Annotated in this window: 12 protein-coding genes, 1 tRNA gene and 1 pseudogene; 7 read left to right on the forward strand and 7 right to left on the reverse strand. The window is 71.2% G+C overall.

Features of this window, described 5'->3' with window-relative positions:
* The coding region (locus ACWGDB_RS33490; protein ID WP_453825901.1) for an amino acid adenylation domain-containing protein at positions 1-7,984 on the reverse strand (7,984 nt) is incomplete at its 3' end.
* A 448-nt stretch (positions 7,985-8,432) separates the two neighbouring features.
* On the opposite strand from ACWGDB_RS33490, the gene ACWGDB_RS33495 reads away from it, so the two are divergent.
* The gene (locus tag ACWGDB_RS33495) at positions 8,433-8,873 is read left to right on the forward strand and encodes a VOC family protein (RefSeq protein WP_453825902.1); all 441 of its coding nucleotides are present in this window, start codon (positions 8,433-8,435) and stop codon (positions 8,871-8,873) included.
* A gap of 79 nt (positions 8,874-8,952) precedes the next feature.
* Here ACWGDB_RS33495 and ACWGDB_RS33500 read toward each other — a convergent pair whose 3' ends face one another.
* Positions 8,953-10,140, reverse strand: a complete 1,188-nt coding sequence (locus tag ACWGDB_RS33500) for a glycosyltransferase 87 family protein (protein WP_453825903.1) — start codon at positions 10,138-10,140, stop codon at positions 8,953-8,955.
* Positions 10,141-11,019: 879 nt separating this feature from the next.
* Positions 11,020-11,092, reverse strand: a tRNA-Arg gene (locus ACWGDB_RS33505).
* A gap of 323 nt (positions 11,093-11,415) precedes the next feature.
* Here ACWGDB_RS33505 and ACWGDB_RS33510 point away from each other — a divergent pair.
* The 4 genes from ACWGDB_RS33510 to ACWGDB_RS33525 all read left to right on the forward strand — a co-directional run bounded on the left by ACWGDB_RS33510 (position 11,416) and on the right by ACWGDB_RS33525 (position 17,986).
* Positions 11,416-13,023: a dynamin family protein gene (locus tag ACWGDB_RS33510; RefSeq protein ID WP_453825904.1), complete on the forward strand. Its 1,608-nt coding sequence runs from the start codon at positions 11,416-11,418 to the stop codon at positions 13,021-13,023.
* A 354-nt stretch (positions 13,024-13,377) separates the two neighbouring features.
* Positions 13,378-15,540 (forward strand): GTPase, encoded by a 2,163-nt coding sequence (locus tag ACWGDB_RS33515; RefSeq protein ID WP_453825922.1) that lies wholly within the window; start codon positions 13,378-13,380, stop codon positions 15,538-15,540.
* 261 nt (positions 15,541-15,801) lie between these two features.
* Positions 15,802-16,305, forward strand: a complete 504-nt coding sequence (locus tag ACWGDB_RS33520) for a single-stranded DNA-binding protein (RefSeq protein ID WP_453825905.1) — start codon at positions 15,802-15,804, stop codon at positions 16,303-16,305.
* Between the two features lie 262 nt (positions 16,306-16,567).
* Positions 16,568-17,986, forward strand: coding sequence for a Cys-Gln thioester bond-forming surface protein (locus ACWGDB_RS33525; RefSeq protein ID WP_453825906.1), 1,419 nt, complete (start codon positions 16,568-16,570; stop codon positions 17,984-17,986).
* Between the two features lie 258 nt (positions 17,987-18,244).
* Here the strand turns inward: ACWGDB_RS33525 and ACWGDB_RS33530 are convergent, their stop codons facing one another.
* The 4 genes and pseudogenes from ACWGDB_RS33530 to repSA form a co-directional block, all read right to left on the reverse strand.
* Complete coding sequence (locus ACWGDB_RS33530; RefSeq protein WP_369271104.1) at positions 18,245-18,529, reverse strand: hypothetical protein; 285 nt, start codon at positions 18,527-18,529, stop codon at positions 18,245-18,247.
* 376 nt (positions 18,530-18,905) lie between these two features.
* Complete coding sequence (locus tag ACWGDB_RS33535; RefSeq protein WP_453825907.1) at positions 18,906-20,168, reverse strand: tyrosine-type recombinase/integrase; 1,263 nt, start codon at positions 20,166-20,168, stop codon at positions 18,906-18,908.
* Positions 20,168-20,365 carry a helix-turn-helix transcriptional regulator gene (locus ACWGDB_RS33540; RefSeq protein WP_453825908.1) on the reverse strand — a complete coding sequence of 66 codons (198 nt, stop codon included), beginning with the start codon at positions 20,363-20,365 and terminating at the stop codon, positions 20,168-20,170. The genes ACWGDB_RS33535 and ACWGDB_RS33540 overlap by 1 nt, the downstream gene beginning before the upstream one ends.
* Position 20,366: 1 nt before the next feature.
* Positions 20,367-20,792: pseudogene (repSA, locus tag ACWGDB_RS33545) on the reverse strand (replication initiator protein RepSA); the annotation flags it as partial.
* Positions 20,793-21,256: 464 nt separating this feature from the next.
* Between repSA and ACWGDB_RS33550 the strand changes: the two are divergent.
* Positions 21,257-21,448, forward strand: coding sequence for a hypothetical protein (locus ACWGDB_RS33550; RefSeq protein ID WP_383614237.1), 192 nt, complete (start codon positions 21,257-21,259; stop codon positions 21,446-21,448).
* Positions 21,449-21,781: 333 nt separating this feature from the next.
* The gene (locus ACWGDB_RS33555; RefSeq protein ID WP_383614234.1) at positions 21,782-22,285 is read left to right on the forward strand and encodes a hypothetical protein; all 504 of its coding nucleotides are present in this window, start codon (positions 21,782-21,784) and stop codon (positions 22,283-22,285) included.
* The last annotated feature ends 607 nt before the right edge of the window (positions 22,286-22,892 follow it).

A 22,892-nucleotide genomic window follows, 5' to 3' on the forward strand; every position in this document is an offset into this window, starting at 1 on the left:
GGATGGACATGATGCTGTCGCCGCCGAGTGCGAAGAAGTCGTCGTCCACGCCGACGTCCTCGCGGCCCAGCACCTGCCGGAACAGGCCGAGCAGGCACTCCTCCAGGTCGCCGGAGGCCGTACGGGTCGCCGTGCCGGCGGTGACGGCGGGCTCGGGCAGGGCCGCCCGGTCCACCTTGCCGTTGGGGGTCAGCGGCAGCTCGTCGAGGACCACGAAGGCGGCAGGCACCATGTACTCGGGAAGCGTCGCGCGCATCCGCGCCGCGACGCCGGCGGTGTCCACGCCCTCGGGCGCCACCAGGTAGCCGACCAGGCGGGCTTCACCCGCGGCGCCGCGGACGGCCGCCGCGGCACGCGTCACGCCGGGCACGGCCTCGGCCGCCGCCTCCACCTCGCCCAGCTCGATGCGGAAGCCGCGCACCTTGACCTGGTCGTCCACCCGGCCCAGATACTCGATGGCGCCGTCCGGGCGCAGCCGGGCCAGGTCACCGGTGCGGTACATCCGGCTGCCGGCCGGGCCGAACGGGTCGGCCACGAACCGGTGCGAGGTCTGGCCGGGCAGACCGAGGTAGCCGCGCGCCAGCCCCTCGCCGGCGAGGTACAGCTCGCCCCGGGCACCGGGCCGCACCGGCCGCAGACCGCTGTCGAGCAGGTGCACCCGGGCGTACGGGAAGGACCGGCCGACCGGGACCGGGCCGTCGGGCAGCGGCTGCCCCGGCTCGATCCGGTACTCCATGACGTTGACGGTCGCCTCGGTCGGACCGTAGGCGTTGATCACGGTCGCCTCGGGGTGCGCGGCCCGCCAGCCGGCGAGCATGTCGCCGCGCAGCGCCTCGCCGCCGAGCACCAGCGTCCCGGACGGGGACACCTCCTCGGGCAGCGTGTCGAGGAGCCGCAGGTGGCTGGGCGTGCCCTTGAGGAAGGTGGGGCGTCCGGCCCCGATCGCGTCCGGCAGTTCGGCCAGGTGCACCTGGCCGCCCGCGACCAGCGGGGTGTACAGGCAGGTGACGGTGAGGTCGAACGACACCGAGGTGTGCGCGAGGGCGACGCCCGCCGCGTCCGGGTAGGCCTCGGCGGCCCGGCTCAAGTAGGCGCCCAGCGCCCGGTGTTCCACCAGCACGCCCTTGGGCCGGCCGGTGGAGCCCGAGGTGAAGATGACGTATGCGGCGTCCTCGGGGCGGGGAGTGCCGTCCACCGCGTCGGCCTCGGCCGCGGTGGGCCGTACGGTGGCGAGACCCTCGGGCACGAGGTCCGGGTCGGTGGTGACGGCCAGCGCCGGCGCGCTGTCCTGGAGGATGACCGCGATCCGCTCCGCCGGGTAGGCCGGGTCGACCGGCACATAGGCGGCACCGGACTTGAGGACGCCGAGCAGCGCGACCAGCAGGTCGACCGAGCGCGGCAGCATCACCGCGACCAGGCGGCCGGGGCCGGCGCCGCGCTCGATCAGCTCGGCGGCCAGGGCGTTGGAGCGGCGGTCGAGTTGCCGGTACGTGAGAGTCTCGCCGGCGGAAAGCACGGCCGGGGCGTCCGGAGTACGGGCCGCCTGCGCCGCGAACAGCTCCGGAAGGGTCGTGGTCGGCCGCTCCTGGACACGCTCCGTGAGCGCCGCCTCGTCGGTCCTGGCGATACGGCCGAGCGGCGTCTCGGGCGCGTCGGCGAAGGCTTGCAGGGTCGCGAGCAGCTCCGCACTGGCGGCCAGCGCGATCTCCTCGGTCACCAACTGCGGCTGGTGGCGCACCCGCAGCCGCATCCGTTCGCCGGGCTCGACGACGACGCTGATGGCGAAGTGGCTGCCGTCGCGGACCCGGGCGTCGGCCAGCTCGAGCCCGGCGGCCCGCGCGGAGGCGGTGATGGCCGCCAGGTCCAGCGGATAGTTCTCGAAACTGAGCAGAGTGTCGAAGAGCTCGCCCATGCCCAGGGCGCGCTGGATGTCGCCGAGGGCGACGTGGTGGTGGTCGAGCAGCGCGGACTGCTCACGGCCGAGCCGGACGGCGAGGTCGCCCAGGCTCTCACCCGGGTCGAGCCGTACCGACAGGGGCACGGTGTTGATGAACAGGCCCACCAGGTCGCCCGCGCCCGGCAGCTCGGCCGGGCGGCCGGCCACGGTGACACCGAACAGCGCCTCGTCGCGGCCGGTCAGACCGCGCAGCACGATCGCCCAGGCGGCCTGCACCAGGGTGCTGACGGTGACGCCGTGCCGACGGGCCGCGGTGGCGAGGCCCGCAGTCTCCTGCGCGGTCAGCAGATGGTCCTGCCGGACCGGCTCAAGAACCCGGGCACCCTGCTCCGTGGCGACCCGCGAGGGCTCGGTCACCTCGGCGAGCGCAGCCCGCCACACCTTGAGCGAGGCCTCGGTGTCGGAGCCGTCGAGCCAGGCGAGGTGGTCACGGTAGCGGGCCGGCTCTCCGGCGTCCTCTACGGCGCCAAAAACTCCGTCGTCCTGTACGGCGCCCGGGTCTGCGGCGCCGTACTCGGTGAACAGATCGCGGGCGACGATCGGCAACGACCAGCCGTCCACGACGATGTGATGCATCGTCAGTACGACGGCCCCGGTGCCGTCGGCGCGGCGCACCGCCGCCGCCCGAACCAGCGGCGGGCGGGCCAGGTCGAAGCGGGTGGCCCGGTCCTCGTCCAGAAGCGCGGCGAACGCGGCATCGTCGGCGACGGCCACCTCTCGCACCGGCACGCTCGGTGCCGCGTGCACCAACTGCACCGATCGCTGGTCCTCGGTGGTGCGGAAACCGGCGCGCAGTGCCTCGTGCCGGCCGAGCACCCGGTCCAGGGCGGCGCCGAGCCGCGCCGGGTCCACCGCAGCGGCGAAGCCGAGGACGACCTGCAGCGTGTACGGGTCGGCGTCGGTGTCGTCGAAGGCATGGTGGAAGAGCAGACCCTGCTGGTTCGGCGAGAGCGGCAGTACGGCCTCCACACCGGGCTCGGCGGTCAGCCGCTCGGCCTCCTCGGCGGAGACGGGCAGCGTGATCTGCCGGGGCTCGGCCGTCGGCTCGTACGCGGAGCACACCTCGGCCAGTGCAGCCACCGTGCGCCGTTCGAACATGTCGCGGAAGCCGAACGAGACGCCACGGGCCCGGGCCCGGCTGAGGAGCCTGAAGCCGAGGATGCTGTCGCCGCCGAGCGCGAAGAAGTCCTCGTCGACGCCGACCGTGTCGAGGCCGAGCACCTCCGCGTAGAGCGCGCACAGCAGCTCCTGCAGCGGGGTCCGCGGCCCCCGTGCGGCGGCTGCCCCGGCGATCACCGGAACGGGCAGCGCGCGCCGGTCGATCCCGCCGCCGGGAGCCGGCGGCAGGGTGTCCAGGGTGACCAGGACGGACGGGACCATGTAGTCCGGCAGGGCCGCGGCCACGGCGTCCCGCAGGGCCGACGGGTCGGTGATGGCACCCCGGCGCGGCACCACGTAGCCGACGAGGCGGCGCTCGCCGGGAGTGTCCTCGCGGACCACGGCCGCGGCGCGCACCACGTCGGGATGGGCCGTGAGCGCGGCCTCGACCTCGGCCGGGTCGAACCGGAAGCCGCGCAGCTCGGCCAGGGCGCCCCGGTCCTCACCGGCGACCGGCTCACGGTCGGGCACCAGCTCGCCGACCGACGTGCCGGGGGCGACGGCGAGGCGGGCGAGGGTGTCGTTGAACCGGTCGAGGAGGGCCTGGGCGGCGGCCGGCTCGAACAGGTGTGGGCGGCAGGTGAGCCGGGCCGCCAGCCGCTCGCCCGGCACGGCGGTGAGGGTGAGCGGGTAGTGGTTGACGTCGGTGACATCGGCGGCGCCGGCCACCAGGCCGCTCTCCCGGGCCACGGCGTCCAGCGTGTCCCGGTCCACCGGATAGTTCTGGAAGGCGACGAGGGTGTCGAAGAGACCGGCGACGCCGGCTGCCCGCTGCACCTCGACGAGCGGCAGGTACTGGTGCGCGAGGAGGTCGGCCTGGTCGTCCTGGACGGCGCGGGCCACCTCGGCCAGGGTGCGGCCGGAGCCCGGACGGGACCGCAGCGGTACGGTGTTGACGAAGAGCCCGGCCATCCCGTCGACGCCCGGCACTTCGGCGGGGCGGCCCGCCACGGTGATGCCGAACACCACGTCGTCCTGACCGGTCAGCTCACGCAACGCGACCGACCAGGCGGCCTGCACCAGGCTGTTGACGGTGACACCGAGCGCGCGTGCCGTGCGCTCCAGCCGCGTGGTGGTCGCGGCGTCCAAGGCGCTTTCGAGCCGTACGGCATCCCGCGCAGGGGCAGCACCGGACCTGCCCACGAGGGTCGGACGGACCCCGGCGAGGGCTTCGCCCCACACGGCGGCGGAGCGCTCGTGGTCGCGGCCGGCCAGCCAGCCGAGGTGGTCGCGGTAGGGCCGCGGCTCCGGGCCGGCCGGGCCGCCGCCGTAGGCGCGCAAGGTCTCGCCGAGCAGGATCGGCACCGACCAGCCGTCGAGGACCAGGTGGTGGCAGGTCACCACGAGCCGGTGCCCGTCGTCGAGGCGCAGCAGGGCCGCGCGCAGCAGCGGCGCGGACGCGAGGTCGAAGGGCTCGTCGGCCTCGGCGCGCAGCACCGCGTCGACGGCGTCCGCACGTCCCCGCAGGTCGTGGACGCGCCACGGCACGGCGGCCCGGCGGCGCACCACGAGCACCGGCCGGCTCACCTCCTCGTGGGCGATCCCCGAACGCAGCACGGGGTGGCGGGCCACGACGGTGTCGAGGGCGGCGCGCAGCCGCTCCACGTCCACCTCGCCGGCCAGGTCGAGACCGATGCGGACGGTGTAGACGTCGTCGCCCCGGCCGGCGGTGAGGCTGTGCACCACCAGGCCTTCCTGGAGCGGCGTCAGCGGCAGCACGTCCTCGACCTCGGAGTCGGCGAACAGCGCGGCCAGTTCGGCGTCCGGCAGCGGCGCGGGCAGCGCCGCGACCGGCGCCTCGTCGCCGGCCCGGTCACCCGGCGTGCAGGAGGGGGCGAGGCGGGCGACGGTGCGGGCCCGGAACAGGTCGCGTATCGCCACGGCGACGCCCTCGCGGGCGGCGCGGGAGACGACGCGGGTGGCCGAGAGGGAGGTGCCGCCGAGGGTGAAGAAGTCGTCGTCGACGGTGACGGAGTCCAGACCGAGGACCTCCGCGTACAGGGCGCACAGCCGCTCTTCCAGCTCGGTGCGCGGGGCCCGCCCGTCGGGCAGGGAGACCCGTACGGGCGCGGGTAGGGCGCGCCGGTCCAGCTTGCCGTTCGGCGTCAGCGGCAGCGCGTCCAGGACCACGACGGCGCCGGGAATCATGTACTCGGGCAGGCGCTCGGCGAGGTGGGCGCGCAGGGCCGGGGAGTCGCCCTCCGGGGAGACGACGTAGGCCACCAGACGCTTGTCGCCGGGCCGGTCCTCGCGCATCAGCACGGCGGCCCGCTCGACCGGCGGGTGGGCGAGCAACGCGGCCTCGATGTCGCCCAGTTCGATACGGAAGCCGCGCACCTTGACCTGGTGGTCCAGGCGGGACAGGAAGGTGAACCCGCCGTCCGGCTCGACCCGCACCAGGTCGCCGGTGCGGTACATCCGGGTGCCGGCCGGACCGTACGGGTCCGCTACGAACCGCTCGGCACTCAGGCCGGGACGGCCCCGGTAGCCGCGGGCCACCCCGTCGCCGGCGATGTACAGCTCGCCGCCGTAGCCGGCCGGGACCGGGCGCAGCGCCGAGTCGAGCACGTACACCTGGGTGTTGAGGACCGGGGCGCCGAGCTGCACCGGCCCGCCGTCCCGTTCGACCGGCGCGGTCATCGACCAGACGGTGGTCTCGGTGGGTCCGTACATGTTGGTGACGCTCGCGGCGTGCTCGGCCAGCAGGCCGGCCAGGGACTGCGGCAGGGCCTCACCGCCGGTCAGCACGCGCACCCCGGCGAAGACCTCCGGACGGGTCTCGATCAGCGGCTGCCACAGGCTGGGGGTGGCCTGGACGACGGTGATCGCCTCGCGCTCGACGACGGTCCGCAGGGCGTCCGGGTCGAGCACCTCGTCACGGCTCGCGAGCACCACGCCGGCACCCGCCAGCAGCGGCTGGAAGATCTCCAGTACGGCGATGTCGAAGCTCACGGTGGTGACGGCGAGCAGCCGGTCCTCGGGCCCGACCGGTACCGCACGGCCCATCGCGGCCAGGAAGTTGTCCATGGCGGCCCGCTCCAGGGCCACGCCCTTGGGACGGCCGGTGGAGCCGGAGGTGTAGATGACGTACGCGGTGGACCGGCCGTCCTGCGGGCGGCCGAGCGGGCTCGGGTCGCCGGCGGACCAGTCCACCGACTCGAGCAGCAGGGCGGGCACCCCGTCCGGGACCTCGGTGCCGGAGGTGGTGACGAGCAGCTCCGGGCCCGCGTCCCCGAGGATCATCGCACGGCGGTCGGCGGGGTGTTCGGGGTCGATGGGCAGATAGGCGCCGCCGGTCTTGAGCACGGCGAGAAGGGTCACGACCAGACCGGCGGTACGCGGCAGCGCCACCCCGACGAGCCGCTCGGGGCCGACGCCAAGCGCCGCCAGCCGGTGGGCGAGCCGGTTGGCGCGGGCGTCCAACTCGGCGTAGGTGAGCGTCTCGTCGGCGCGCAGCGCCACGGCGTCGGGACGCGCGGCGGCCTGCCGCTCGAACAGCTCGACGAGGCCGCCGGGCACCTGGCCGGCGGTGTCGTTGGGGGCGTGCAGCAGCCGGTCGGCGGTCGCGGGGTCGAGCAGTTCGGCACGGCCGACAGGAGCACCGGGGGCGGCGGCCAGCGAGGCGAGCAGAGTCAGGAACCGCTCCTGGTGGGCGCGGAGTTCATCCTCCGGGTACAGCTCGGGGTTGGCCGCGAACTCCAGGCGGACCTCGCCGTCGGCGGGGTCGCCGTAGGTGGCCACCGCGAGATCGGCCACGGGCCCGTTGGACAACTGACGGGGGGTGGCGAGTGCGTCGCCGAAGCGGACCCGGGCGTCGAACGACATGGCGTTGACGGCTGTGCCGAACAGCGCGGCATCGGTGCCGGTGAGGTCACGGGCCTGGTGCAGTTCCTCACGGCGGAAGCGCTGCGCCCGCAGCAGCGCGCCCAGTTCGGCGCGGACCGTGCCGACCAGGTCGGCGAACGTGGTGTCGGGGGTGACGGTGACGCGCAGCGGCAGGTCGTTGGCGAGCATCGACGGGGTGGCCAGCGCGGCCGGGGTGCGGCGGGCGGCCACCGGGATGCCCAGGACGACGTCGTCGACGGAGAGCATCCGGTGGTGGTAGACGGCGGTGGCGGCGGCGATCACGGCCGGCCAGTGCCCGACCGAGGTGAGCGTGCCGGTCAGCTCACTCGGCAGGTCGGTGTGGCGGCGCAGGGCGCGGGGGGCCGGGCCGGCCGCACCGTCGGCGAGGCTCTGGCGCTCCTCGGCCCCGGCGAGGCGACCGAGGAGGAAGTCGCGATCGCTCGTGTGGTGCGGGGAGTCGTGGTAGGCGCGCTCCTCGGACACGAGCTCGTCGAGCCCGCGGCGGCGGGCCTGGGCAGGCTCCTCACCGGCGGCCAGGGCGGTGTAGACACGGGCCAGACGGTCCAGGTAGCGGGTCTGCCCGAAGCCGTCGAGGACGATGTGGTGGTAGCGCAGGTAGAAGAAGTGCCGCTCGTCCGAGAGAACCAGCAGGGCGTGCCGGAACAGGGGACCGGCTTCCAGGTCGGCGACGGTGGCCAGATCGCGGTCCATCCAGGCGCGGGCGGCGGCCTCCGGGTCGGCCTCGGCCCGCAGGTCCACCAGGTCCACCGTGGCGTCCACCTGGGCGCGGACGATCTGGAACACCTCGCCGTCGTCACCGAACCGGGACCGCAGCGTGTCGGTCTCGGCCACCGCGCGGATCACGGCCCGGCGCAGCACCTCGATGTCCAGGGCGACGGAGTCGAAATGAACGGCGCACTGGTACAGCGGGCTCTCCGGTTCCAGCCGCTGAGCCACCCACACGCCGAGTTGAGCGGCGGTGACCGGCAGGCGGACATCGTTTCGAACCTCGGAAAGTGCCAACCGACTCACGCTCCCAGAACGGTGTACCCAGTGCGGACCACAGCGGAGTCGCCGGCCCCGTGACGGCGCGACGCTCCGAGCGGAGGATTCCGGCGCCGCCTATCTGGCCCCTATAGGTGGCGGGACCGCCGGGGATCCGGGGTTGCGGCGTGCGGCGGGAATCGGCCGTGACACATCGAGCGCCACCGGGAAGGACTCCTCGACCCGCCCGCGCCCCGTGAATATCGCCGAACGTCGACACACCCCTCCTGACCTGCTGCTCCACGGACGCCGAGCGCGCTGGATCGCGCCCCGGCGGTGGGCCGGTGCATCCGGAGGAATCTGATCCGAGGCGCGGTCGAGTTTTTTGGAGCTCGGCGGTCTACGGATGTCGAGAACGTGCCACCGGCTCCGTCCCAGGGACATCAGCGGCCACCACCGGCCGTACGAGGAAGAAGGAGAAACCACCATGGCGATTCAGCGGATGGACAACGTCGGCATCGTCGTCGACGACATGGATGCCGCCATCGCGTTCTTCGTGGAACTCGGTATGGAGCTGGAGGGCAGGGCGCAGGTCGAGGGCCCCGTCGCCGACCGGTGCACCGGACTCGACGGCGTCCGCTGCGACATCGCGATGGTCCGGACCCCCGACGGCCACAGCCGGCTCGAACTGGCGAAGTACCGCAGCCCCGCCGCGATCAGCGACGGGCCGCGCAACCGGCCGCACAACGTGCTGGGCACGCACCGCGTCATGTTCGCCGTCGACGACATCGAGGCCACCGTTGCCCGCCTGCGCCCGCACGGTGCCGAACTGCTCGGCGAGATCGCCCGGTTCGAGGACAGCTACCTGCTCTGCTACCTCCGCGGCCCGGAGAGCATCATCGTCGGCCTGGCCGAGCAACTGGGCTGAGGAGGAGGAACGGAACCATGCAGTGATGGCGGTCAGGTGTCAGGTACTTGAGTTCCCTCACCGCGCAGCGTCACAGTTCTCAGCCCGGGAGCCCGCGATCAATCGGTCGGAGCGCAGTCGCGCGCCACAGCCGTAGTCCCGACAGCACTGCTGCCGCGACCAGCAGCAGGTTGCGGGCGTACAGGTTGGCAATGGCCAAAGGGGCACCGTCGTCGCGGAGTTCGCGGTAGAGCAGCGGGAAGTCCAAGGTCGTGAGCAGGCAGGCCGCGAGCAGGAGGAAGGCGACAGGGCGCTGGGTGGTGTCGGGGCGCAGCAGGCAGACGGCCGCCAGTCCGATCAGCCACACCATGTACTGCGGGCTGATCACGCGGCTCGTGACGACGAAGAGGAGGGTGGCTGTCAGGGCGGCGTCGGGCAGGGCGTAGGGAATGCCGAGGTCCGAGCGTTGGCGCCAGTACAAAAGCCAGCCCAAGGCCAGGACGGTCAGTGCCTGCATGATGAGGCTGACGCCCTCGACGTACGGTCCGACGAACTCGTGCGAGCCATCCTTGGCCGCCCAGGTTCCGCTCCAGCCCAGATGGCGGGCGAGATGAAAGGGCAAGGCTCCGACGGACTCGATCTGGATGCCGCGGGACTTCTGGCCGGAGAGGAAGGAGAAGGCGTTCGGCATGGTGAACACGAAGGAAGCGGTGACCGCGAGCGTGGTGAGCGCCGCGGCAACCCAGACTCTTCGCGTGCAGCGTCCCTTGCGAGTGCCGATCAGCAGCAGCGCCGGCCACACCTTGACCAGCGAGCCCAGCGCAACGAGCACGCCGAATGCCCGGTCGGACCAAGCGCGTTGGTTGGACGCCACCACGAGCGCGGTCATGGCCAACCCAGTGACGAGCAGATCGAAACGATTCCAGGGCATGGTGCTGAGCGCTGCCAGCCCCACGGTCCAGAGCCAGGCACCGGCGAGACCGCGTCCGGCCACTCGTGCCGCACAGAGCAGCATGGCAAAGATGAGGACGTCGCAGAGAGCGGTCAGCGCGATGAAGGCGCGTCCGTAATCGAGCCCCGGGACCAGCGCGGGGGCAAGGACGGCCAGAGCCGCACCGGGCGGGTACTGCCACGTGACGTCGTGCAGAGGGAAGGACCCGTTGCTCAGAACCTCGTACCAGCCGCGGTACACCTTGTCGACGGACGGGTCGAGGCGGCCATGGCCCGTGAACGCGTTGACCCCCAACGCAGTGGGGACAAGCCACAGGCGCGTCAGGCACCAGAGCATGATGACGGCCCACAACCCGCCCCGGGAATGCCCACGTGTGACCGACGGCCGGTTGAGGACAGGTGCGGAGGCCGAGGCTGCAGAAGCAGGCCGGTGAAGCATCACGGTTCTTTCGGTAGCTGCGCGGGGTCGACAGCGGGGAAGCGCAGATCCCTCGGACTACCCGACCATGTCTGATTGAGCCTGACGATACCGCCGCGGAACTGATGGCCAGTTAACGGCATGGGAGCTGCTGCCTCGTTGGCTGTTGAGCGACCTCGGACGGCCCATGAGTTCGGGCCGGCAGGGCCGAGGCCGAGACGCGTACCGCGCGTGAGGGCATCCTGCCCTCACGCGCGTCCCGCGGCAGCACATCGAGGGCGAACAGCTCCAGCCGGGTGACCTGCTGTTCCAAGGCGGGGGGCGGGCGGCATCCTCGCCGGTTCCGTCATCCGTCGAGCGTGGCGCAACGCCCGCAAGGTTGTGCTGCCTCTGCACATCGTTGAGTCACCCACCGGACGGCGCGTCTACGACACCGGAACACGCGCCTGACGAGGTGGCTGAACGACGGGATCCCGCCCATCCAGGTGGCCGGGTGGGCCGGGAAGAGTTTTGCCGTACTCCTGGCGACTTACGCCCGATGCGTCGAGGGCCGGCTGCCCGATCTGCAGAGGCGGCTCGAGGCTGCCGGAGATCTCCCCGAGCGGCCGCCCACCGGCTGACGCCGAGGCCCGGAAGTTCGACACTCATTCGACGCGGCCACCCGCGAAAACCCGGTGACAGCCGGGCAGCCCCGGAGCCTTCCTTTGATCACAAAGAGGGCGTCCGGGGCATCGCCGTAACAGCTGACATGCACCCTGAACAGCAAAAACGCCCTCCCGAAGGAGGGCGGAGACTGGGCGCCCCCGGCAGGACTCGAACCTGCGGCCAAGCGCTTAGAAGGCGCCTGCTCTATCCACTGAGCTACGGGGGCCGGTTGTGGTGGCCTCGGTCGTGGTGCGCCCGGGTGTGGGCTGATCCGTGACGTTGCCGGGGACAAGGATAGGGCTCCCGCGTCCGTGTCCCTGTTGCTTCGCCTCCGTGGCTCGATGTGGAGGTTCGGTGAAGCGGTCCTGATAATCGCAGGCAGGTACGAATCGTGCACCGCTTTTGGCCTCCCGCGCCCCGGGTGTTGTGCACTCGTTATGCCTGGACTATGCCTGTGTCCCAGTCGTCCCTTCCATCCCTTGTGTCCCGTCGGCGCGCAGACGTGCTCATATGCTTCAGAATTCCCCTAAAATTGGGCATTCTTCGCATGTGGTGACCTTGGACGTACGGCCTCAGCTGCTCGACGCACTTTCCGCCCTGCGCGACCGTGTCGCGGCCGCACGCTTTCCGCTGCCCCTGGCGGGGGCGCCACGCGCGCGTGCCAACCGCGACGAACTGCTCGCACAGCTCGACGATTATTTGGTGCCCCGCTTGAGAGAGCCCGAAGCGCCGTTGCTTGCCGTGGTGGGCGGATCCACCGGGGCAGGCAAGTCGACGCTCGTCAACTCGATCGTGGGCCGGCGCGTGACCGAGGCGGGAGTGCTGCGCCCGACCACGCGAAATCCCGTGCTGGTCTGTCATCCGGACGACCATCACTGGTTCAGCGGGGTGAGGGTGCTGCCCGACCTCACGCGCGTGTGGATGCCCGAGCAGGATCCGGCGGAGGAACTGATGGCGCCGGGCGACGATTCCGCGCGTGTGCTGCGGCTCGAGACCGCCGACACGCTGCCACCCGGGCTCGCCCTCCTCGACGCGCCCGACATCGACTCCCTGATCGCGGACAACCGTGTCCTCGCGGCCCAACTGATCTGCGCGGCCGACATCTGGGTGATGGTCACGACGGCCGCCCGGTACGCCGACGCCGTCCCCTGGCATCTGCTGCGCACCGCCAAGGAGTACGACGCCACCCTGGTGACCGTTCTGGACAGGGTTCCGCATCAGGTCGTCTCCGAGGTGTCCCGGCAGTACGGCGCGCTCCTCACCAAGGCCGGCCTCGGCCACGTCCCCCGCTTCACCGTGCCCGAACTGCCCGAGTCGGCCTGGGGCGGCGGGCTGCTGCCGGCCACGGCGGTGGCGCCGCTGCGCACCTGGCTCAGCCAGCAGGCCCAGGACCCGGGGGCACGGGAACACGCCATCATCCGGACGGCCAACGGTCTGCTCGACTCGCTCAAGGTCCGCATGCCCGAGCTGGCGAACGCCGCCGCCGCCCAGTACGCGGCAGCGCTACGGCTCACCAGCGCCGTGGACAGCGCGTACGACAGCGAGTACGCGCGCGTACGGAGCCGACTGCAGGCCGGTGCCGTGCTCGCCGGCGACGCGCTGAAGCGCTGGCGCGCCTTCCCGCTCGACTGCTCCGCCGGCGAGCTGCTCGAGTCGCTCGTGGAGAGCCTGAGCACCCTCCTGCTGTGCGCCGTCACCGCCGCCGACGAGCGCGTCGACGACGTCTGGCGGCGCGAACCGGCGGCCGCTGCTCCGGAACTGACGGACCGCGACCCGCGCCCGGCGAGCGTCGAACACCGCATCGGCATGGCCGTACGGCGCTGGCGCAGGGAGCTCGAGGAGTACGCGGAGGACGAAGTGAGCGTCCTCGACCGCAGCGTCGCCCCCGATTCCGAAGTCGTCACCGCCCTCGTCGCCACCGCGCTGCTGGGTGGACGCCGGGCGCGGTCGGCGGGGGAGGGGCTCGCCGAGCGGATCGGCGCGCACGGCGCGCTGCGGCTGCGCGACCGGGCCGGGCGGCTCCTCACCGAGCACCTGGACCGGGTCATGCACAACGAACGCGAGCGACGGCTCGCCCCGCTCGACGCCCTGGAGGTCCATCCGGAACCCCAGGCCGAACTCATCGCCGCGCTGTCCGTACTGCAGAAGGAGAGGTGACCGGTGACTGCCGTCACTGACCAGGACCACACGGAACACGCCGATCAGCAGGGGGACGGCGCCACGAGGAACGCCGTGCGCGAGAACGACACCCCGGGGAAGGTCCCGCTGGAGGGCGCTTCCGGGAACCGCCTCCCCGTGGAGGGCGATCACGTGGCGGGAGCGCCCGGCGAGGGCGATGGTTCCGCAGCCGTCGAGGAGCCGGAGAACCGAAGCATGCTCTGGAGGAAGCTCGCTAAGTGGGATGGCCGGGCGGACGACGGCCACGCGCGCGTGGAGGACTTGACGGACAGTGACACGCCCGCGCGTGAGGGGGCCCTCGACTCCGGCGGCCGTGAGGATGGTGAGGCACAGATGCGGGTGAGTGTCCCCGAGCCCGGGGGGCGTAAGGACGTTGACGCGCCCGCGCGTGGGAGCGCCCCCGACTCCGGCGGCCGCAAGGAGAGCGGCCCGCCCGCGCGGGAGGATGCCCCCGCCTCCGCCTCCGCCTCCGCCGGCCGTGAGGGCGGTGAGGCGCCCGCGCGTGAGGGTGGCCGTGACGCCGGCGGCCGCAGGGACGGTGACACGCCCGCGCGTGGCGGTGCCTCCGACCCGGACGGCCGTAAGGGCGGCGGTGCCTCCGTACGCAAGGATTCCCCCGTACGCAAGGATTCCTCCGCGCGTACGGAGCCCTCGTCCCGCGCGGAGCCCCCGTCCCGGACGGATTCCTCCGCGCGTACGCACCCCGCCCCTCGTACGGATTCCGCCTCTCGGGTGGACTCCTCCGCGCGGTCGGACGCCGCACGCGCGGACTCCTCCTCCGGTACGGACTCGGCGACCCCCTGGGACGACGGGCTGATCGCAAGGCGTGTGAATGAGAACGCTGGTCCGGAACAACCCCCCGTCGTGGAACCCCGCGCGTCCGGGGCGCAGGTCGTGACGCCGCTCGCGTACGACGGGGCGTTGCGGTCCCGGCTCGACGCGCTGCGTGAACTGGTCGGGCTCTCGCGCCCCCGGCTCGACAACAAGACGCTCTCCGAGGCGGGCCGCGTGCTCGACGAGGCGGCGGCGCGGCGCAGGCTCTCCGGGCAGCACACCGTCGTCGCCATCGCGGGCGCCACGGGCAGCGGCAAGTCGCAGCTGTTCAACGCGCTCGCCGGGGTGACCATCTCGGAGACGGGCGTACGACGGCCCACGACCGCCTCGCCTCTGGCCTGCAGCTGGAGCGACGGCGCGGTCGGCCTCATCGAGCGGCTCGGCATCCCACCGCGGCTGCGGCGGCGTCCCGCGCAGAACGCAGCCGCGGACGGGCAGCTGCGCGGGCTCGTCCTGGTCGACCTGCCCGACCACGACTCGGCCGCCGTGCAGCACCGCGAGCAGGTCGACCGCGTCCTGGCGCTCGTCGACGCGGTCATCTGGGTGGTCGACCCCGAGAAGTACGCCGACGCGGTCCTGCACGAGCGCTATCTGCGGCCGATGGCGGGACACGCCGAGATCATGTTCGTCGTCCTCAACCAGGTCGACCGGCTGCCCGGGGAAGCCACCGACCAGGTCCTCGACGACTTGCGGCGGCTGCTCGACGAGGACGGCATCGCGCTGGGCGAGCACGGCGAACCGGGTGCCGTCGTGCTCGCGCTGTCCGCTCTCACGGGGGAGGGCGTCGGTGAACTGCGCGAGGCGCTCGGCCAGTTCGTCGCGGAACGCGGGTCGGCCGCGCGCCGGATCTCGGCCGACGTGGACGCCGCCGGATGGCGGCTGCGGCCCGTGTACGCGGCGCGGCGGCGGACCGGGCTCAGCGAGGAGGCGCGGGACGAGTTCTCCGCGCGGCTCGCGGACGCGATCGGCGCCACCGCCGCGGGCGAGGCCGCCGAGCGGGCATGGCTGCGCAACGCCAACCGCGCGTGCGGGACGCCCTGGCTGCGGCTGTGGCGCTGGTACCAGGACCGGGGCGAGCCCCCGACGGGACGCCTGTCCGTGCGGACCCAGGCGGACGAGGAGGCCACCGCGCGGCAGCGCGTCGAGCAGGCGGTGCGTACGGTCGCCGACCGGGCGTCGGCCGGGCTGCCCACACCGTGGGCGCAGGCGGTGCGCGAGTCGGCCGTACGGGGCGCTCAGGGGCTGCCCGAGGCGCTCGACGAGCTGGCCGCGCGGGCCGGACTGCCGCCCGGGCGGCCGCCGCGGCCGGGCTGGTGGCCGGCGGCCGTTCTGGTGCAGGCGTCCATGACGATCCTTCAGGTCATGGGCGGACTCTGGCTGGTGGGGCAGATCGTCGGGGTGATGGCGCCCAACCTGGGCGTACCGGTGCTGCTGATGATGGCCGGCATCGTCGGCGGCCCGCTCGTCGAGTGGGGCTGCCGGATGGCTGCCCGGGCTCCGGCCCGGCGGTACGGCCTGGAGGCGGAACGGCGGTTGCGGGAGGCGGCGGCCGGGTGCGGTCGGGCCCGGGTGCTGGATCCCGTGGCCTCGGAGCTGCTGCGGTACCGGGAGGTCCGTGAGCAGTACGGGCGGGTCATGGGGGTGGGGTCCGCCGGGAGGTGACCTGAGCCGCGAGGACTGTGGTCGGGGCGGGCGTCCTCGACGTGTCCGTGGGGCCCACGGGCCCCGTGGGTGCGGCGCTCACCCGTTCGGGTGGCGCGGTTATCCACAGGCGGGCGGTGATCCACAGGGCTCAACGGGCTCGTCCCGACGGCGGCAGTCTGGCTTCGCGGCGATCGCGAGGACGGTCGGACGCAGCCGTACGGGACGGGCCCGTACGCGTATCCGCCCGGCGGGAGAAGCCGGGCGAGGGGAGGGACCGAGATGAACGAGACGACCATCTGCGCGGTGGGCAACGTGGCGACACAGCCGGTGTACCGGGAGCTGACGACGGGACCGTCCGCGCGCTTCCGGCTGGCGGTGACCTCGCGCTACCTGGACCGCGGGAAGAACGAGTGGACCGACGGGCACACCAACTTCTTCACGGTGTGGGCCAACCGACAGCTCGCGACGAACGCCGCCGGGTCGCTGAACGTGGGCGATCCCGTGGTGGTGCAGGGCCGGCTGAAGGTGCGCTCGGACGTGCGCGAGGGACAGAGCTGGACCTCGGCCGACATCGACGCGACGGCCATCGGCCACGACCTCGCGCGCGGTACGTCGGCCTTCCGGCGCACCCTCAGGCCGGAGGCAGGAGCCACAGCGTCAGCCGCTTTCTCCGCATCCGCATCCGCATCCGCATCCGCATCCGCGCCGCCCGAGCCCGAGTGGGAGACACCACCCGCCGACGCCGACGTCCAACAGGCCCAGGAACCGGTGGCAGTGACGTGACGTCAGTCACCTGCAGAGGCTGACCGAAGTGCGGCTTATCGGCGAATGTGCTCCGAACGACCCCGGTGGATTTGTCGATAAGCCCTGCTCGCAAGGGATCTTGGCGATAACGATTCCGAGTCGGATCGGCCCTCCGACGGGATCACAGGGAAGCGTGGTGCGCCGCGTACCTAGGATGCCGGACATAGCTCTTGGGGCTTGAAGCTTCTGCTGGTGGGACCGTGCCCCCCACGCCAACGGGTCCTGCTCGAAGGGGAATTCTGTGTTTGCTGCGTTCTCTGCGCTGTCGGTGCGCGGGCGCGGGGCGGCTCGACTGGCCGCCTCGACCCTGGTGTCCGGGCTCGTCGCCGCCTCGGTGGTGGCCGGTGCCGGCACGGCCGCGGCCGACGGGGCGGCCTGGAGCCAGGGCGGGGCGACCGCGACGATAGGTGGCCTCAAGACCTACGGCGGCGCTGTCGTCCACGCCGACACCGGTGACCAGGAGATCTCGGCCGGCCTGTTCGAGATGTCCGTCGACGGCGGCGGCATGCTGCAGACGTACTGCGTCGACATCCACAACCCCACGCAGCGCGACGCCAAGTATCACGAGACGCCCTGGAGTGGCACCTCGCTGGGTGCCAACAGGGACGCGGGCAAGATCCGCTGGATCCTGCAGAACTCCTACCCTCAGGTGAACGATCTCGCCGCCCTCGCGGGCAAGGCGGGCGTCAAGGGCGGCCTCACCGAGCAGGACGCGGCGGCCGGTACGCAGGTGGCCATCTGGCGCTACTCGGACGGTGCGGACGTCGACGCCGTCGACCCGCAGGCCGAGCAGCTCGCGGACTACCTGGAGAAGAGCGCGCGGGGTGTGGCGGAGCCCGAGGCGTCCCTGCGGCTCGACCCGCCCGCGGTCTCCGGCCACCCCGGTGAGCGGCTCGGTCCGGTGACGGTGCACACCGACGCGGACGGCGTGACGCTGACGCCCCCGGCGGACGCCGCCACCAGTGGGGTGCGGATCGTGGACGAGGACGGCAGGGCCGTGACGTCCGCGGTCGACGGCGGGCAGGTGTTCTTCGAGGTTCCCGAGAACGCCGCGGCCGGGCAGGCCGAGCTGATCGTGCAGGCCTCGACCACCGTGCCGGTGGGGCGCGCCTTCGCCGCCGAGAGCCGCAGTCAGACGCAGATCCTGGCCGGCTCAAGCGAGTCGACCGTCTCGGCGACGGCGAGCGCCAGCTGGGCGAAGACCGGTGCGATACCCGCGCTGTCCGCCGCGGAGAACTGCGACAAGGGCGGCGTCGACATCACCGCCGCCAACGAGGGCACCGAGGCGTTCACCTTCGAGCTGCTCGGGGTCGAGCACAGCATTCCGGCGGGCGAGTCACGGACGGTGACGGTCCCGCTGCAGGAGGACCAGGCGTACGACTTCACCATCCAGGGGCCGGGCGGCTTCGAGAAGCGGTTCACCGGAGTGCTGGACTGCATGACGCAGATGGGCGAGGCCGAGGCGGCGGGCGCCTTGACCCAGACCCTCGCCGAGCCGAGCCCCGCCACGGTCGGTACGGCTGCCGACGACACCAACCTCGCCGCGACCGGCGGCTCCGCGCTGACCCCCCTGATCACGGGCGTCGCCATCGGCCTGGTCGTCATCGGCGGCGCGGCGCTGATCGTCGTACGGAAGAAGCAGCTGCCGACACAGGACTGAGGCCGGCAGGCAGGCCGACTGGTCGGCGCCTGCGGGCGCGGTCGGCAGAACACCAGATCAGGGGCTTGATCCACTTTGCTGGATCAAGCCCCTGACTGGTTCACGGGGGGCCTGGGGGTGCGCTGCCGTCGGCGGAACAACCCATGGGCCGTCTGTCGCGGCCCGTACTCCACCGGTAGGTCTCGCCCTGGGCACCGATGCGCACCCGCCAGAGTTACGGCACGAGACGTGGCGAGAAGCCCCATCTCGGAACGCGGTCTACCAGGCGCTGTTGTCGCAGCCCATGGTCGAGCCGATGTGGGTGGCCTGCGCGCCCGTGTCGCCCTCGCCGTTGAGCGCGTTGCCCAGCGCGCCGTTGAGAATGCCGACCTGGCCGAGGACGTCGAGGTTCAGGTCGTGCGACTTGCAGTTCGAGCTCTGCAGGACGCTGACCTTGTCCCCGCCCTTGCCGCCGTGGCCGTCGGCGGTGGCGGTGCCGGCGCCCAGGAGTCCGACGGTGCCGATGGCGACGGCCATGACGGCAGCCTTGCGAAGGTTGTGCATGTCATCTCCGATGGAGTGTGGTGGGTGCGATCCGTAAGAGATCGACTTCGTACAGTTACGGGAGGTTAATGTGAAGAATTCCTATATGTCCCGACGGCACGCCGGAATCAGCACCGGGGTGCGCCCAGGCGGACGCCCGAACCCACCACACCTCGGCAACTGCGCCACCGGCACCTCCCGCTGAGCTCCTGTCAGCCCGGCCGGGCAGGCCGACGCCCGGCCCACAGGATCTTCGGCGGCGGAAGCCCAGGTCAGGGCCCGTCGGCGATACGGGTTTCCCCCAGGGGTGGCGATCCGGCAAGATGGGGTGTTACTTGCCGCGAGAGGGCATGAAAGGGCCCCTCACCAGCAGGTTTCGCGCCGATGAGGGGCCGTCTCAGGCAGCCTGGGCCGTCTCTGGGCCGTCGTGAGCGTAACCGGCGGCCCGGTACATCGCGGAGATGGCATTCCGCGTCCGGGTCTCGCTGGACGGCATGAGATGCGTGTAGACGCGGAGCGTGAACCCCGGATCGCCGTGACCGAGGTAGAGACTCAAAGCCTTGATGTTCTCCCCGGCGTCCAGGAGGACCGAGGCGTAAAAGTGCCTCAGGGCGTGCATCCCGTGCTCGCGGGCCGCCGCGTAGCGCTGCCCCTTCTCGGGGGCGGGGATGATGCCGGCCGATGCCAATGCGGGTTTCCAGGACTGGTCGTTGAACCCTTGGCTCCAGATGGCGGCGCCGATGCTGCTCGTGAAGAGGAGCCGATGCGTGACCTTCGGGCCGGTTGGCGTCAGCCAGGGCAATGTCACTTCGACCGGTGGGAACTGCTTCATGTGCTCCTGCAGTGCGGCTGATACCTCGGCGTCGAGAGGCACATCGCGCAGCTTGCCGCGCTTAGGCGGAGCAAAGACGAGCGTGCCGCGAACCTTCTTGACCTGCTGGCGCACATACAGCCAGCCGAGGTCCCCGATGTTGTCGACGGCTAGGCCGAGAATCTCGCCTTGTCGCAGCCCGCACCCGGCGCCCAGGTCGACCATCGCTTGGTAGCGCTCGGGCAAGCCAGTCCGCACGACGAAGACCTGCTCAGCAGTCCACGGATGCACGCGGGTCGGCACGGGACGAGGCGCCTTGACCGAGCGGGCCCGGCAAGGGTTCGAGGCCAGCAGGCGGTCATCAACGGCCGCGTTGAGCACGGAGGAGACCGCGTCGAAGATGAGGCGCCGGTACTGGGCAGAGGACACCGCCTCTTCCAGCTGGCGGTTCCAGTCGCGGATGTGCTCAGGCTGGAACGAGCCGATTGGGCGAGTGCCGAGGTACGGCAGGGCGTGAAGACGGAGCCGACCTTCCACGGCGGCCCGACTCGTGAGGTCGATTGTGAGAGCAGCGATCCATCGTTCCGTGTACTCGCGGAAGGTGACGCGGGCTGCCCTCGGGTCGATGTACTGCCCGCGCGCCATGTCAGCTTCAGTATTGGTCAGCCAGGCGTCGGCCAGACGCTTCTGCTTGTCGGGGAAGCTCTTCGACTTCTCGGTGCCATCGGGGGCGACGTACCGAGCCCGGTAGCGCATGCCGAGGCCGTGACGATCAGTCTTGACCTTGCGGGTCTTGCCGTCCGGTCCGACCTCGGCCCGGAACCAGCGGTCTTGGACGTGTCCGGCCATCAGGCGGCCTCCCCGATCTTGGAGTCCACCCAGGCGCGTACGTCGTTGGGGTCGAAGCGCAGGTGCCGGCCGACGCGGAAGCCGCGGGGGCCGGTGCGCTTGCGGCGCCATTGGTAGACGGTCTCGACGCTGGGCAGTTCGAACATGTCCACCAGGTCGTGGGGGGTCAGGAAGCGGCTTGGCAGCTCGGTGGTCATGTCACCACTCCCTTTCGTCGGCGGACTGGTCGCGTAGGGCTTCGCGGGCGGTTTCGCGGTTGTGTTGGAGGTCGCGGGCGATGGTGGCAGCGAGGGCGGATTCGCCGGGAGTGTGGCCGTGTCCGGCGTACTGCCAGTCGGCCAGGACGAGGACGGTGTCCGGCTCGACGTCGTCCAGGCCGAGGGCTTGGCGTTCCTGTGCGGCTCGGAAGTCGGCGCGGGCCTGGCGGAGTTCGCCGAGGGTGGTCGAGTAGCGGCGGGACTTGGAGGAGAAGTGGCCGCGGAAGCCGAGCATGTGGGCCCAGGCCCAGATACGGCGGTCGGGGTAGAGCGGATCGAGCAGCTTGCAGGCTTCGATCAAGCGGCGGGTGTGGTCGGGGACTTGGTGTCGGTTGAGTTCGGAGAGTTCGCCGATGCGGCGGTCAAGCCCCGGCTGCGCCCGCGCTCCTGCCTTCGGCCCGCTCGGCGCTGCCGCCGCCGACGCGCGCCCACATGTGGATAGGGCCGGTGGCCATGAGTCGATCACCGCATGGAGCGGCCTACGGTCAAAGCAGTGCCTCCGGCGGGGGCGCTCAGGCTCCAGGATGGAGGGGGCGCCGTTCGCGAGTGCCGGCCGAGTTGTGGCGTGCGCGGGGAGCTCCCATCCCGTCTGCCATCGACCCAGGCAGAGCCGAGCAGACGCGGCCCAGGGCGTCCAGGTCGTTCGTACAGTGGCGCGCTCCACCTGGACGCCCTGAACCACGCCCGCTCCACGGTGTGTGGGTCGACGGCAGACGGGATGGGAGCTGGGGTGGGTGGTCGGCGGAGGCCGGCAGGTCGGTGACCTGTAGCAGCTCCAGTCCAAGCCCCTCCACCGAACTCAATCTGCACGCCTCGGGCTACATTCACCAGATGAGAATCGAGGACCGAGTGAGCTGCGCGTTCTGTATGGAAACCACCGACATCGGCCCTTCCGGTGATGGCGTCACATTGGAGATCACGCGGGCCGGAGAACAGAGCACGCAGTTCGTCTGGGCCCACCTGAGCTGCCTCGACGAGCGACTTCACAAACAGATCACCCGGGGCCCATGGCTCGACGACTAGAAGTGTGCCCCCCCGTGCCCGATCGAGCAGGGAACCTCGGGGAACACCGGGCGATCACAGTGCGCGAACATGGAAGCGGCCCCCGACCAAGTTGCCTGGTCAGGGGCCGTTCACCTGCGGTGGGTGTGGGATTTGAACCCACGGTGACATCGCTGCCACGACGGTTTTCAAGATCGCTCATGGTCGTGGCCCACCCAAGAGACTCCGCGTCTCTCCAGCAACGTCAGCCGTGGGGCCGCAATCGAGATCACCCAGAATGGGCAACGCGCCAGCTGGCAAAGCAAATCTGCAACACGACCTACATCCTCAGTGCCAGAATGCAAAAATTGACCCATGGATCAAGGTCTGGCTGCCGTGTTAGGTGCTGTTGTTGGTGTGGCTGGGGCGATAGCGGCAACGATGCTTGCGGGGCTACATCAATCGAACGCTGAACGAGGACACTGGCGGCGACAGAGTCGACGAGACACGTATGGAGCGTTCGCGACGGCCGCAGAACGCGCATACGATTGCGCGATCGAAGCGGAACGCCTACTCGAGGCGGTCCCGCCCGATCTCAACTTGGCCAAGTCTAAAATTGAGAATATGCGCACACATGTTGACGAAGCGGACCGCCTCTCAACAATAATCGCTCTCGAAGGTCCGCGTAAGGTCGAGGAGGTGTGCAGCGAATTAAACGAGACGATGGAAAGCTGGGTGGAAGGGATGGAGGCTTGGCATCGTGCCGCAGACGCCCAAAACGATACAAGCCAAGTGCATCAAGCAGCCATCCAGCACAAAGAAAATGGCGCCGATCAATTTACTGAATTCATAAATTCGGCAATCAAGGCTCTCAAGTAGCGGACCTAATTAGAAGGGGGACGGTGGACTTGTAAAGTTCGCCTGCAGCGACTGAGCAGTTCTGCCTCAACGCGCTTCATCGATGCATCGAACCTGACATCACCAGCTGCCATCAACGGCAACGCCCGCAGGCAGCCTTGGTCGGCAACTACAGGGGGCTGGCAAGAGCGCCGAGCCCCTCAGGCAGGCCGAGGGATCAAACTTCTAATGCGGTGCTCACATGATCGAGTAGTCGGCCGCAGGCCAGGGCCGCCGATGATCAGTTGTGGCCGTACGGACCGTCGGTCACCGAGAGTCCGCATTCAAGACCGTCGACGAAGCACGGTGCTCCTCGCAGACAGCCCACCAGCTCTCACCGCCCTTGTCCTTGACCCGCACGCTCCAGCGTGCTTCACGTGTGCATGGAGAGCCCCACGCACAGCGCTGCATGCGGGATCGGGTGCCGGCGGCATGCAGCGCCGGGCTCCAGTCGACGGGTCCCTCGATGAGTTCCACGACACAAGTGAAGCGCGTCCTTCCCTGACACCGCAGTCGAATGTGTGTCGACGCCGACAACCGAAGCGACCGCATGAACCGTCTGCGTAGGTCAGCGTCCGTGCCCGTCTCG

Source organism: Streptomyces sp. NPDC055013 (assembly GCF_053608645.1).

Coding starts and splice junctions, on each gene's coding strand:
- ACWGDB_RS33495 (WP_453825902.1), top strand. CDS start 8,433: ATGGCGATTCAGCGGATGGACAACGTCGGCATCGTCGTCGACGACATG.
- ACWGDB_RS33500 (WP_453825903.1), bottom strand. CDS start 10,140: ATGCTCTGGTGCCTGACGCGCCTGTGGCTTGTCCCCACTGCGTTGGGG.
- ACWGDB_RS33515 (WP_453825922.1), top strand. CDS start 13,378: ATGCGGGTGAGTGTCCCCGAGCCCGGGGGGCGTAAGGACGTTGACGCG.
- ACWGDB_RS33520 (WP_453825905.1), top strand. CDS start 15,802: ATGAACGAGACGACCATCTGCGCGGTGGGCAACGTGGCGACACAGCCG.
- ACWGDB_RS33530 (WP_369271104.1), bottom strand. CDS start 18,529: ATGCACAACCTTCGCAAGGCTGCCGTCATGGCCGTCGCCATCGGCACC.
- ACWGDB_RS33535 (WP_453825907.1), bottom strand. CDS start 20,168: ATGGCCGGACACGTCCAAGACCGCTGGTTCCGGGCCGAGGTCGGACCG.
- ACWGDB_RS33540 (WP_453825908.1), bottom strand. CDS start 20,365: ATGACCACCGAGCTGCCAAGCCGCTTCCTGACCCCCCACGACCTGGTG.
- ACWGDB_RS33550 (WP_383614237.1), top strand. CDS start 21,257: ATGAGAATCGAGGACCGAGTGAGCTGCGCGTTCTGTATGGAAACCACC.
- ACWGDB_RS33555 (WP_383614234.1), top strand. CDS start 21,782: ATGGATCAAGGTCTGGCTGCCGTGTTAGGTGCTGTTGTTGGTGTGGCT.